Origin of the sequence: Oryzisolibacter propanilivorax (assembly GCF_900103645.1) — a bacterium.
Classification (GTDB): domain Bacteria; phylum Pseudomonadota; class Gammaproteobacteria; order Burkholderiales; family Burkholderiaceae_C; genus Melaminivora; species Melaminivora propanilivorax.
The window spans coordinates 83,569-96,054 of record NZ_FNHP01000009.1 but is presented as its reverse complement, the minus strand read 5'-3'; the positions used below and the strand labels follow the sequence as shown (position 1 = coordinate 96,054).

Annotated in this window: 9 protein-coding genes and 2 tRNA genes; 2 read left to right on the top strand and 9 right to left on the bottom strand. The window is 65.7% G+C overall.

Features of this window, described 5'->3' with window-relative positions; translation table 11 throughout:
• Positions 1-13 precede the first annotated feature (13 nt).
• The 9 genes from typA to rnr form a co-directional block, all read right to left on the bottom strand.
• Positions 14-1,843, bottom strand: coding sequence for a translational GTPase TypA (gene typA / locus BLQ61_RS14065; protein ID WP_091571603.1), 1,830 nt, complete (start codon positions 1,841-1,843; stop codon positions 14-16).
• The gene (truB, locus tag BLQ61_RS14060; RefSeq protein WP_091571600.1) at positions 1,840-2,871 is read right to left on the bottom strand and encodes a tRNA pseudouridine(55) synthase TruB; all 1,032 of its coding nucleotides are present in this window, start codon (positions 2,869-2,871) and stop codon (positions 1,840-1,842) included. Before truB ends, typA begins: the two co-directional genes overlap by 4 nt.
• A complete protein-coding gene (rbfA, locus tag BLQ61_RS14055; protein WP_091571597.1) occupies positions 2,868-3,254 on the bottom strand; it encodes a 30S ribosome-binding factor RbfA in 387 nt (128 codons plus the stop codon). Before rbfA ends, truB begins: the two co-directional genes overlap by 4 nt.
• 24 nt (positions 3,255-3,278) lie before the next feature.
• Positions 3,279-6,092 (bottom strand): translation initiation factor IF-2, encoded by a 2,814-nt coding sequence (gene infB / locus BLQ61_RS14050; protein ID WP_091571594.1) that lies wholly within the window; start codon positions 6,090-6,092, stop codon positions 3,279-3,281.
• Between the two features lie 24 nt (positions 6,093-6,116).
• Positions 6,117-7,604, bottom strand: a complete 1,488-nt coding sequence (nusA, locus tag BLQ61_RS14045; protein WP_091571591.1) for a transcription termination factor NusA — start codon at positions 7,602-7,604, stop codon at positions 6,117-6,119.
• A 106-nt stretch (positions 7,605-7,710) separates the two neighbouring features.
• On the bottom strand, positions 7,711-8,298 hold the full coding sequence (gene rimP, locus BLQ61_RS14040; RefSeq protein ID WP_091571588.1) for a ribosome maturation factor RimP: 588 nt from the start codon (positions 8,296-8,298) through the stop codon (positions 7,711-7,713).
• A gap of 192 nt (positions 8,299-8,490) precedes the next feature.
• Complete coding sequence (locus tag BLQ61_RS14035; RefSeq protein ID WP_175488309.1) at positions 8,491-8,859, bottom strand: thioredoxin family protein; 369 nt, start codon at positions 8,857-8,859, stop codon at positions 8,491-8,493.
• 99 nt (positions 8,860-8,958) lie between these two features.
• Positions 8,959-9,723 carry an SDR family oxidoreductase gene (locus tag BLQ61_RS14030; RefSeq protein ID WP_091571586.1) on the bottom strand — a complete coding sequence of 255 codons (765 nt, stop codon included), beginning with the start codon at positions 9,721-9,723 and terminating at the stop codon, positions 8,959-8,961.
• Between the two features lie 92 nt (positions 9,724-9,815).
• Positions 9,816-12,083, bottom strand: coding sequence for a ribonuclease R (gene rnr, locus BLQ61_RS14025; RefSeq protein WP_091571583.1), 2,268 nt, complete (start codon positions 12,081-12,083; stop codon positions 9,816-9,818).
• Positions 12,084-12,101: 18 nt separating this feature from the next.
• On the opposite strand from rnr, the gene BLQ61_RS14020 reads away from it, so the two are divergent.
• Positions 12,102-12,186 (top strand) — tRNA-Leu (locus tag BLQ61_RS14020).
• 173 nt (positions 12,187-12,359) lie between these two features.
• A tRNA-Leu gene (locus BLQ61_RS14015) sits at positions 12,360-12,444 on the top strand.
• Positions 12,445-12,486 lie beyond the last annotated feature (42 nt).

The window sequence follows — 12,486 nt, the reverse complement described above, 5'->3', positions numbered from 1 at the left end:
GGTGCGGGAGGCGTCAGGCGCCTTCGCGGCTGGCGCGCTTGCGCTCGTGCTCCTTCAGGTGGCGCTTGCGCAGGCGGATGCTCTTGGGCGTGATCTCCACCAGCTCGTCGTCCTCGATGAACTCGACGCCGTACTCCAGCGTCAGGTCGATGGGCGGGGTGATCTTGATGGCGTCTTCCTTGCCGCTGACGCGGAAGTTCGTGAGCTGCTTGGTGCGCGTGGCGTTCACGATCAGGTCGTTGTCACGGCTGTGGATGCCGATGATCATGCCCTCGTATACCGGATCGCCCGCGCGCACGAACATGCGGCCGCGGTCGTCCAGCTTGCCCAGGGCGTAGGTGAAGATCTCGCCGTCGTCCATGCTGATCAGCACGCCGTTCTTGCGCCCGCCGATCTCGCCCTTGTGCGGCTCGTAGCTGTCGAAGATGTTGCTGATCAGGCCCGAGCCGCGCGTCAGGTTCAGGAACTCGTTGGTGAAGCCGATCAGGCCGCGCGCCGGGATGCGGTACTCCAGCCGCACGCGGCCGCGCCCGTCCGGCTCCATGTTCACCAGCTCGCCCTTGCGCTCGCCCAGCGCCTGCATCACGCCGCCCTGGTGGCCTTCCTCGATGTCAGCGGTGACGAGTTCAATGGGTTCGCAGCGCTCGCCGTCGATGTCCTTGAAGACCACGCGCGGCTTGCTGACGGCCAGCTCGTAGCCCTCGCGGCGCATTTCCTCCAGCAGGATGGTCAGGTGCAGTTCGCCCCGGCCCGCGACCTCGAACACGCCGTCCTCGTCAGTTTCTTTGACGCGCAGCGCGACGTTGGAGCGCAGCTCCTTTTGCAGCCGGTCCCAGATCTGGCGGCTGGTGACGAACTTGCCCTCGCGCCCGGCCAGGGGCGAGGTGTTGACGCTGAAGTTCATGGTCAGCGTCGGCTCGTCGATTTTCAGCATCGGCAGCGGGGTGGGACTGGCCGGGTCGGTGATGGTTTCGCCGATGCCGACGTTCTCGATGCCGTTGATCAGCACGATCTCGCCCGGGCCGGCTTCGCTGACCTGCACGCGGTCCAGGCCGCGGAACTGGTGGATCTGGTTGATGCGGCCCTTGTAGGTGTTGCCGTCCATGCCGTGCATGACCAGCACGTCCTGGCCGGCCTTGAGCACGCCGGCGTTGATGCGGCCCACGCCAATGCGGCCGACGAAGGTCGAGTAGTCCAGCGCCGAGATCTGCAGCTGCAGCGGCGCGGTCGCGTCGCCGCCGGCCACCGGCACGTGGCTCAGGATGGTGTCAAACAGCGCCGACATGTCCTGGCCCCACTGCTCGCCCGGCTGGCCCTGCTCCAGCGCGCTCCAACCATTGATGCCCGAGGCATACACCACCGGGAAGTCCAGCTGCTCGTCGTTGGCGCCCAGCTTGTCGAACAGGTCGAAGGCGGCGTTCACCACCTTGTCGGGGTTGGCGCCGGGCTTGTCCACCTTGTTGACGACGACGATGGGCTTAAGGCCCAGCGCCAGGGCCTTCTTGGTCACGAAGCGCGTCTGCGGCATCGGGCCTTCCTGCGCGTCGATCAAAAGCACCACGCCGTCCACCATGGACAGCGCGCGCTCCACCTCGCCGCCGAAGTCGGCGTGGCCGGGTGTGTCCAGGATGTTGATGTGCGTGCCCTTCCACGAGGCGGCGCAGTTCTTGGCCAGGATGGTGATGCCGCGCTCGCGTTCGATGGCGTTGTTGTCCATCACCGTGTCCACGACCTTTTCGTGGGCGGCGAAGGTGCCCGACTGGCGCAGCAGCTGGTCCACCATGGTGGTTTTGCCATGGTCGACGTGGGCGATGATGGCGATGTTGCGGATCTGTTGGCTCATGGCGTTGCGTTGCTTGCGGTGTGTGTGATGGGGGATGGCGCGTGCGGCGCGCCTGGATCGGCGGGCGACAGGCCTTGCAGGATTTGCTGGATCTCCAGCGGGCTGAGCAGGCGGTCGGGAATCAGCTCGCCGCCGCGCACGTGGCCCACGCCCAGCAGCGCGCGCGGGCGTGCGCCGTAGACGGCCACTGCCGGTGCATCGGGCCAGGGGCCACGCCGGCGCAGGCCGGACAAAAAGCGCCCGGCCTCGGCCTCGTCGAGCGGGATCTCGGCGTGGCCGGCCAGCAGCGTCTGTACCGGCAATACCTGTGCCAGGCGGTCTTGTTCAGGCAGCGCCTCCAGCGCCTCCAGGCTGATGCAGCGATCGACGGTCAGCCCGCCGGTCTCGATGCGGCGCAGGAAGGTGAGGTGCGCGCCGCAGCCCAGGGCCGCGCCGATGTCCTCGCCCAAAGTGCGAATGTAGGTGCCCTTGCTGCATTGCACTACGATTTTGATAGCTGGAAGCCCTGATTCCGTATGGGCCAGGGCCAGATTCAGCTGATGAATCTCGACTTCGCGCGCGAGTCGCTCGATCTCGATGCCGGCGCGCGCGTACTCGTACAGCGCGCGGCCGTCCTTCTTCAGCGCGCTGTGCATCGGCGGCACCTGCAGGATGCGGCCGGTGAAGCGCGCCTGCACGGCGGCCAGCGCCTGGGGCGTGAGTTGCGCCGCGTCAACGGTACGCTGCTGCAGCACCTGTCCTTCGGCGTCGCCGGTGCTGGTGGTCGTGCCCAGCAGCGCCACGGCCTCGTAGGTCTTGGGGGCATCCAGCTGCAGCGCGCTGAATTTGGTCGCCGCGCCGAAGCACAGCGGCAGCACGCCACTGGCAAGCGGGTCGAGCGTGCCGGTGTGGCCGGCCTTTTCCGCGCGCAGCAGCCACTTGGCTTTCTGCAGCGCGTCGTTACTTGACAAGCCCAGGGGCTTGTCCAGCAGCAGCACTCCGTGCACCGGGCGCCGCTGCACCCGGATGCGGGGAGCGCGTGCCGTCATTGCCCGTCGTCGTCCTTGGAACGCGAGGCCACGGCGCGCGCGATCAGCGCGTTCATGTCGGCCGCGCGCTCGGGCGTGCGGTCGAACACGAAGTGCAGCGTGGGCACGGTGTGAATGTGCAGCCGCTTGAACAGGCCGTTGCGCAGAAAGCCGGCGGCCTGGTTCAGCGCCTCCAGGCTGGCCTGGGCGTCACCCACCAGCACACTGAAGAACACCTTGGCATGGGCATAGTCGGGGGTGACCTCCACCCCCTGCAGCGTGACCATGCCGATGCGCGGGTCCTTCAGCTCGCGGATCAGCTCCGTCAGGTCGCGCTGGATCTGGTCCGCGACCTGAAAGCCGCGGTGCTGGCCGGAAGCGGCGGACTTCTTGCGTGCAGCCATCGTCGGGTTCTCGCGCCGCGCGCCTTACAGCGTGCGGGCGATCTCCTTGATGTCGAAGAACTCCAGCTGATCACCCTCGCGGATGTCGTTGTAGTTCTTCAGCTTGATACCGCACTCGAAACCTTCCTTGACTTCCTTGACGTCGTCCTTCATGCGGCGCAGCGACTCCACTTCGCCGGTGTAGATGACCACGTTGTCGCGCAGCAGGCGGAAGCGCGCGTTGCGGTGCACCATGCCCGAGGTGATGTACGAGCCCGCCACCGTGCCGATCTTGGAGGCCACGAACACCGTGCGGATCTCGGCCGTGCCGATGACTTCCTCGCGCTGCTCGGGGGCCAGCATGCCGGACATGGCCACTTTCAGCTCGTCCACGGCGTCGTAGATGATGCCGTAGTAGCGCAGGTCCACGCCATGCGTCTCGGCCAGCTTGCGCGCGCCGGCGTCGGCACGCACGTTGAAGCCGATGACGATGGCCTTGGAGGCCAGCGCCAGGTTCACGTCGGACTCGCTGATGCCGCCCACGCCGGCATACACCAGCTGCACCTTGACCTCGTCGGTCGAGAGCTTGAGCAGCGACTGCGCCAGCGCTTCCTGCGAGCCCTGCACGTCGGCCTTGATGATGATGGGCAGGGTCTGCACCTCGCCCGCCTGCATGTCGGCGAACATGTTCTCCAGCTTGGCCGCTTGCTGCTTGGCCAGCTTGGTGTTGCGGAACTTGCCGGCGCGGTAGGTCGCGATCTCGCGGGCCCGGCGCTCGTCGCCCAGCACCATGAAGTCGTCGCCCGCCTGTGGCACCTCGGTCAGGCCCTGAATTTCCACCGGGATGGACGGGCCCGCCTGCTTGGACGACTGACCGTTCTCGTCGTTCATCGCGCGCACACGGCCATAGGTCTGGCCGGCCAGCACGATGTCACCCACCTTGAGCGTGCCGGACTGCACCAGCACCGTGGCCACGGGGCCGCGGCCCTTGTCCAGCTGCGCCTCGATGACCAAGCCCTTGGCCATGGCGTCCACCGGGGCCTTCAGTTCCAGCACTTCAGCCTGCAGCAGCACCTGCTCGAGCAGTTCGTCGATGCCCATGCCGGTCTTGGACGACACCGCCACGAAGGGCGAATCGCCGCCGTACTCCTCGGGCACCACTTCCTCGCCGACCAGCTCCTGCTTGACGCGCTCGGGGTTGGCCTCGTGCTTGTCGGACTTGGTGATGGCTACGACGATCGGGACACCGGCCGCCTTGGCGTGCTTGATGGCCTCGCGCGTCTGCGGCATCACGCCGTCGTCGGCGGCGCACACCAGGATCACGATGTCGGTGGCCTGCGCACCGCGGGCACGCATGGCGGTGAACGCCTCGTGGCCCGGGGTATCCAGGAAGGTGACGATGCCGCGCGGCGTCTCGACGTGATACGCGCCGATGTGCTGCGTGATGCCGCCGGCCTCGCCCACCGCCACCTTGGAGCGGCGGATGTAGTCCAGCAGCGATGTCTTGCCATGGTCCACGTGGCCCATGACGGTGACCACCGGGGCGCGCGGCAGGGCCTCGGCCTGGTGCTCGGACACTTCCTCGTCGGTGAAGGCTTCGCGGTCGTCCAGCGCCGCCACCTTGGCGGTGTGGCCCATCTCCTCGACCACGATCATGGCCGTGTCCTGGTCCAGCGGCTGGTTGATGGTGACCATCTGGCCCATCTTCATCAGCACCTTGATCAGCTCGGAGGCCTTCACGGCCATCTTGTGCGCCAGCTCGGCCACGGTGATGGTCTCGGGCACGTGCACTTCCAGCGCACGGAACTCGGCCGGCGCCTGCTGTTGGCGCTCGTCGCCGCGGTCACCACGGCGACCGCGCGGACCGCCGCGCCAGCTGCCGCGGCCCACGCCGCCGCTGCTGTCGCCACGGGTCTTGATTTCCTTCTTCTTGGCAGCGTCGCCTGCCCAGCTCGACGACAGCTTGGCCGACTTGACCTCCTTGCCCCCGGCAGGTGCCGTACCGGGGCGTGCACCGGCAGCACCCGTCGCCGGCTTGTGCAACGTGCCCTTTTTGGCATCGGCGGCGGTCTTGGCTGCAGCAGCCGGCTTGGCTTCTTCAGGCTTCTTGGCCACCAGCACCTTGCGCGGCGCGGCCATCATGGCGCGGATCGCCTCGGCCTCGGCCTGCGCCTTGCGGCGGCGGTCCTCCAGATCGGCAGCGCGGGCCGCCTCCTCGGCGGCGCGGGCCTGCGACTCGGCCTCGGCCTTGGCGCGGGCCTCGGCCTGGGCGGCGGCGCGGGCTTCGGCTTCGGCCTGGGCCGTGGCACGGGCCTCGGCACGCTCGGCAGATTCCTGGGCCTTCTTGTCGGCCTGCTGGGCGGCGTAGGCGGCAGCACGCTCCTCGGCCTCGCGCTCGCGCTGCTCGCGGCGCTCGCGTTCGGCGCGCTCCTCGGCCAACTCCTGCTCCTGGCGCCGGATCAGCTCGGCCTGGCGGCCTGCCTCCTCGGCGCGACGCGCCAGTTCCTGGTCCTCAGCGGACGGAGCCGGTGCGGTAGCGCGTGCCTCGGCCACGGGGTCGTCGCGGCGGATGAAGGTGCGCTTCTTGCGCACCTCCACCTGGATGGTGCGGGCACGGCCCGACGCATCGGCCTGCTTGATCTCGCTGGTCGACTTCTTGGTCAGCGTGATCTTCTTGCGGTCGGCGCCGGCCGTGCCGTGGCTGGCCTGCAGGTGTGCCAGCAGGGCCTGCTTGTCACCCTCGGTCAGCACATCGGTGGACGCGGTCTTGCTCACGCCGGCGGACTGAAGTTGGGCCAGCAGAATTTCAGGCGTTTTCTTAAGTTCGCTGGCGAACTCGGCAACAGTGTTACTCGACATATCCGTTTCGATCTCCCCTGACCGTTATTCCTGCCCCGCGGCAAACCAGTGCTCGCGTGCCTTCATGATCAGCGCCTTGGCCTCTTCCTCGGTCTGACCCGTCAGCTCGGTCAGCTCATCGATGGCCAGGTCCGCCAGGTCGTCGCGCGTGTTCACGCCACCCGCTGCCAGCTTTTCCAGCAGTTCGGGCGTCAGGCCTTCCAGTTCACGCAAGTCCTGCGAGACGCCGCCGACGCTTTCCTCGCGCGCGATCTCCATGGTCAGCAGCGCATCCTTGGCACGGGTGCGCAACTCATTGACCGTGTCTTCGTCGAAGCTCTCGATCTCCAGCAGCTCGGACAGCGGCACATAGGCCACCTCTTCCAGGTTCTCGAAGCCCTCGGCGATCAGGATGTCGGCGATTTCCTCGTCCACATCCAGTTTCTGCATGAACAGCTGGCGCAGGCTGCTGGTTTCCTCGGCCTGCTTCTGCGCGCTCTCGGCCGCATCCATGATGTTGATCTTCCAGCCCGTGAGGTCGGAAGCCAGGCGCACGTTCTGCCCGCCTCGGCCGATGGCGATGGCCAGGTTCTCCTCGTCCACCACCACGTCCATGGCGTGCTTTTCCTCGTCCACCACGATGGACGACACGTTGGCCGGAGCCAGTGCGCCGATCACGAACTGCGCCGGGTCGTCCGACCACAGCACGATGTCCACGCGTTCGCCGGCCAGCTCATTGGTCACGGCGTTGACGCGCGTGCCGCGCACGCCGACGCAGGTGCCGATCGGATCGACCCGTTTGTCGTGCGACAGCACCGCGATCTTGGCGCGGCTGCCGGCGTCACGCGCGCAGCTCTTGATCTCCAGCAGGCCCTGCTCAATCTCGGGCACCTCGTTGCGGAACAGCTCCATCATGAACTCGGGCGCCGAGCGCGACAGGATGATGGGCGCGCCGCGCAGGGTCAAGTCCACGTCCATGATCATGGCGCGCACCCGGTCGCCGTTGCGCAGGTTCTCCTTGGGGATCATCTCGCTGCGGCGCAGGCGGCCCTCGACGCGGCCGCTCTCGACGATGATGTCGCCCTTGTCCATGCGCTTGACCGTGCCGGTGAAGATCTTCTCGCCGCGGCTCATGAAGTCGTTCAGCAGCATCTCGCGCTCGGCGTCGCGGATCTTCTGCAGGATGACCTGCTTGGCGGCCATGGCGCCGATGCGCCCGATGGGCACGGAATCCACGCCCTCCTCGATGTATTCACCGACCTCGACGCCCGGCACGCGCTCCTGCGCGTCCATCAGCAGCTCTTCGGCTTCCGGATTCTGCAGGCCAGCATCGTCAGGCACCACCAGCCAGCGGCGGAAGGTTTCGTATTCGCCACTGTCGCGGTCGATGGAGACGCGAATGTCCACCTCGCCCTCATAGAGCTTCTTCGTGGCCTGCGCCAGCGCGGATTCCACCGCGCCCAACACCACATCGCGCTCAACGTTCTTCTCGCGCGAAATGGCATCCACCAACATCAACAATTCGCGGTTCATAAAGACGACTCTCCTGTTGCTCTTTCCCTGCGGACACGCTCGCTGCATAGCAATCGAATTCCCGATTTCTGCAGCCGGCGGCCCGAAACAATTCTTGTATGCCGGATCAAGTCGCGGCGGGGTCATCCTTGGGAGCGCGACCCTTGAAGTTCACGATGGGCGCCAGACGCGCCTCCCGCAACTCTTCCAGAGTGAAGGCCATGGCCTGCAGCGGCGCCGGAACCCGTTTCTTGCTCACCCGCTGGCCGGGCTTGGGCGGCGGCTCATCGCTCCAGACGATCTGCCAGCCGCCCTCGGCACGCTCCAGCGTGCCGCGAAATTTCTTGCGATTTGCCGCCACGGCGCCGCCCGCAGCTGCGCCTATGGGCTGCTTGAGCGTGAGGTCCACCACCTCGCCCTCGAAACGGAGGAAATCCTGCTCGTGGCGCAGCAGGCGGTCGATGCCGGGAGAAGACACTTCCAGCCGCTGGTAATCCACACCGTCGACCTCGAGTGCGAACTGCAGCTGTCGCGTGACCTTCTCGCAGTCCTCCACGGTGACGAACTGCTCCGTGGACAGCGGCGCATTTTCGGCGGGGGCCGTCCAGGGCATGTCGATGGTGATGCGCAGCAGCCCCCCTGCGGAGCGCTCGATCTCCACCAGGTCATACCCCAGGCCAGTGACGGTCTGTTCAACGATTTGCTGCAATGCCACGTGTGTGCGCTCGATCCGTTTCGGTTCCAATGCAAAGCCCGTAGCGCACGAAACGCCAGGGCCGCAAAAACAAACGCCAAAAAAAAAGGGCGGTGAAAACCCGCCCGTTTGGTCGTGAAGCCGGCATTGTAGCGTTGAAATGCGTTTTCTGTAAAGACTGGCGGCATGCATCTTGCATAGCGCCAGATCTTTTCAACGCCCTTGCCACAGCCTTTGCAGCAGCTGCTGGATGTCGCTGCCGCAAGGCGCGCCGCCCTCTCCAGCCTGCACGTTATCCACCAGGCGCGTCAGCATTCCCGCCTGCGGCAACACAGGGCCAAAAAAACGTGCCTGACGGCCATCCGCCACCAGTACGGTCGGGAAGGTCTCCACCTCCACCTCGCCGACGATGTCCTCTTCGTCCTCGACATCGATCCACAGCACACGCCAGCCGGGATATTGCAGCGCCAGGGCCTCGAACGCCGGACGGAACTCCCGACAGACATTGCACCACTCGGCACACAGGCATACCAGCCAGCCATCGGGTTCAACCTGGACTGGCTGCAGTGGCTTGCTATTCATGCACGCTTGCATCTTCAGGCTGCCCATCCGCCCATACAACGAAGCATCGCCACGGCGGATGACGGAGCGAGTAAACAGTGGTATCGCATCTCACCCTGATCAGCCGCGCCCGACGAAGGGCATCTTGGTCGCCATGACGGTATGGAACAGCACGTTGGCCGACAGGGGCAGATTGGCCATGTACAGCACCGACTGGCCGACGATGTCCACATCCATCAGCGGCTCCGAGGCAATTTCGCCATTGGCCTGTTGCACGCCCTGCGTCATGCGCTCTGCCAGCTCCGTGCGCGCGTTGCCAATGTCGACCTGTCCGACTGCAATGTCCCACTTGCGCCCGTCCAGCGACGCGGTCTTGGTCAAGCCCATGACCGCATGTTTGGTGGCCGTGTAGGCGATGGATTGCGGACGCGGAGCATGGGCCGAGATCGACCCGTTGTTGATGATGCGCCCACCGCGCGGCGACTGCGACTTCATCAGGCGGAATGCATTCTGCAGGCAATAGAACATGCCGTTCAGGTTGACGTCCACCACCCCGCGCCATTGCTCGACGCCGAGCTCTTCCAACGGCACGGCCGGGGCGCTGGTTCCCGCATTGTTGAACAACAGGTCGAGCCGGCCAAAATGCCCTGCCGTGCGATCAAACGCCTGGCGCACCGCAGCCGGGTCGGTCACGTCGGTCGGCAAAACCAGGGCCCGACCGGCGGCGCCAGCCTCCTGCGCCACGTCGCGCAGCGGCTGTTCGCGGCGCCCGAGGAGGGCTACGCGCCAGCCATCGGCCAGCAACGCCAGGGCCGCGGCGCGGCCGATGCCTGTGCCTGCGCCAGTCACCAGGGCCACGCCTGGCTGAGTGTCCGGTCTGGACATTCAAATTCTCCTTGGGATGCAAGGGCTGCAGCGTATGCGCCCTGATTCATGTACGGGATAAAAGCCAGCAGCTGGCGCTGGCCAGATAAGCGTCAGGAACGGCCGCGGCCACCGGTCTTGCCATGGCGTGACGCCGGGCGCCCGCCACGACCGGCATTGTCGGGCTTTCTGCCCTGGCCCTTACCTTCGCGGCTGCGCCCGGAGTCGGTTTTCTCCGCGCTCGCACGGCGCCGGCCCGCATCGCGCGCAAGGCCTTCGCCCTGCGGTGCCACGAGGCCATCGCGCACCAACCGGAAGTCGATGCGCCGGCCATCCAGATCGACCCGACTGACCTGCACACGCACGCGCGCACCGATGCCATAGCGGATCCCGGTGCGTTCGCCGCGCAATTCCTGGCGCGCTTCGTCGAACTTGAAATACTCGCCACCCAGTTCGGTGATGTGCACCAGTCCTTCGACATACAGCGCATCCAGCGTCACGAACACTCCGAAGCTGGTGACGGCGCTGACCACGCCGCTGTACTCCTCGCCCAGGTGCTCGCGCATGTACTGGCACTTGAGCCAGGCCTCAACGTCGCGGCTGGCCTCGTCGGCACGCCGCTCGTTGGCGCTGCAGTGCAGGCCCGCGGCTTCCCATGCCAGGATTTCGCGCGTGCTGGCGGCACTTTGCGCCTTGCGCGGCTGCTGTGTGGGCTCGGCCGCCTTGGCCGCCAGGCGCTTGGCCAGCTTGAACTGCGCCTCGCCTGGCGTGGGCAGCGCCGGCAGCACGTACCGTGTATTGCCCAGAATGGACTTGATCACCCGGTGTACCAGCAGGTCCGGGTAGCGCCTGATGGGGCTGGTGAAATGGGTGTAGGCTTCGAACGCCAAGCCGAAGTGCCCGCTGTTGATGGGCGTATAGATGGCCTGTTGCATCGAGCGCAACAGCATGGTGTGGATCTGCTGGGCATCGGATCGGTCCTTGGTGGACTCGGCAATTGCCTGGAAGTCCCCGGGACGCGGCTCGTCGCCTATCGTGATGCCCACGCCCATGGCCTTGAGATAGCCGCGCAGGATTTCCAGCTTCTCGGGCGTAGGTCCCTCATGCACGCGGTAGAGGCCGGCGCGCTTGGATTCGGCCATGAAGTCCGCACTGCACACGTTGGCCGCCAACATCGCCTCCTCGATCAGGCGGTGCGCCTCGGTGCGCACGCGCGGCACGATTTTCTCGATGCGTCCGTTGTCGTCACAGACGATCTGCGTTTCCGTGGTCTCGAAATCCACCGCGCCACGCGCATGCCTGGCCGCCAGCAGTGCCCGGTACACGTTATGCAGGTTCAGCAGATCGGGCACGCGCTCCTGGTAGCGCGCCGCCTCCGGCCCCCGGGTATTGGCCAGGATGGCGGACACCTCGGTATAGGTGAAGCGCGCATGGCTGCGCATGACGGCCGGAAAAAATTGGTATGCATGGATCTCGCCCTTGGCGTTGATCAGCATGTCGCAGACCATGCACAGCCGCTCGACATGCGGGTTCAGCGAGCACAGACCGTTGGACAGCTTTTCCGGCAGCATGGGAATCACGCGGCGCGGGAAATACACGCTGGTGGCACGATCGTAGGCATCGACATCGATGGCGCTGCCCGTATCCACGTAGTGGCTGACATCAGCGATGGCGACCAGCAGGCGCCAGCCCTTGCCACGCCCGACCTTGGCAGGTTCGCAGTACACGGCATCGTCGAAGTCGCGCGCATCCTCGCCATCGATGGTGACCAGGGCGATGTCGGTCAGGTCGACGCGCTGGCGCTTGTCCTTGGCGCGCACCTTGTCGGGCAGCGCCTTGGCCTGCGCCAGACAGGCCTCGGAAAATTCGTGCGGCACTCCGTACTTGCGCACCGCAATCTCGACTTCCATGCCGGGGTCGTCCACCTCGCCAAGCACTTCGACCACGCGGCCCACGGGTTGGCCATACAGCGCCGGAGGCTCGGTCAGCTCGACCACCACCACCTGCCCTGCGCTGGCGGTACCGGTAGCCCCCTTGGGAATCAGCACATCCTGGCCATAGCGCTTGTCCTCGGGCGCCACCAGCCAGACGCCGCTTTCCTGAAGCAGCCGGCCGATGATGGGCTGCGGCGGACGCTCGATGATCTCCAGCACCCGGCCTTCCGGTCGGCCGCGCCGATCGTGGCGCACGGCGCGCGCGCGCACCCGGTCCTTGTGAAGCACGGCGCGCATCTCGTTGGGCGGCAGGTACAGATCCACGCCGCCATCGTTGGGAATGACGAACCCGTGGCCGTCCCGATGCCCCTGAACCGTGCCTTCAATTTCCTCGGTGGAAGAATTTTGCGCAGTTAACGCGCCGGGGTGTTTTTTTTGGTTATACAATCTTGTCTTTCCTGAAATGCCCAGGTGGCGGAATTGGTAGACGCACTAGTTTCAGGTACTAGCGCTGAGAGGCGTGGAGGTTCGAGTCCTCTCCTGGGCACCAAGTTTAACGACATCCCAACGGGGTCGTGCGCACGAAAGCCGCTTTCATCTGAAAGCGGCTTTTTTGTGAGAGCCGTGATGAATGGGTGATACGTCGCTGGAATTGCTGAAAGTTTTTTCGAAACTTTCCAAAACGACGAAATTTATCCCCTACAATCGTAGCTTCCCTGAAATGCCCAGGTGGCGGAATTGGTAGACGCACTAGTTTCAGGTACTAGCGCTGAGAGGCGTGGAGGTTCGAGTCCTCTCCTGGGCACCAAGACAAGCAAAAGCCGCTGATGTTCGCATCAGCGGCTTTTTT

What these genes read in the sequence shown, in the direction of transcription:
- typA (WP_091571603.1), bottom strand. Translation starts at nt 1,843, where the DNA reads ATGAGCCAACAGATCCGCAACATCGCCATCATCGCCCACGTCGACCAT.
- truB (WP_091571600.1), bottom strand. Translation starts at nt 2,871, where the DNA reads ATGACGGCACGCGCTCCCCGCATCCGGGTGCAGCGGCGCCCGGTGCAC.
- rbfA (WP_091571597.1), bottom strand. Translation starts at nt 3,254, where the DNA reads ATGGCTGCACGCAAGAAGTCCGCCGCTTCCGGCCAGCACCGCGGCTTT.
- infB (WP_091571594.1), bottom strand. Translation starts at nt 6,092, where the DNA reads ATGTCGAGTAACACTGTTGCCGAGTTCGCCAGCGAACTTAAGAAAACG.
- nusA (WP_091571591.1), bottom strand. Translation starts at nt 7,604, where the DNA reads ATGAACCGCGAATTGTTGATGTTGGTGGATGCCATTTCGCGCGAGAAG.
- BLQ61_RS14035 (WP_175488309.1), bottom strand. Translation starts at nt 8,859, where the DNA reads ATGAATAGCAAGCCACTGCAGCCAGTCCAGGTTGAACCCGATGGCTGG.
- BLQ61_RS14030 (WP_091571586.1), bottom strand. Translation starts at nt 9,723, where the DNA reads ATGTCCAGACCGGACACTCAGCCAGGCGTGGCCCTGGTGACTGGCGCA.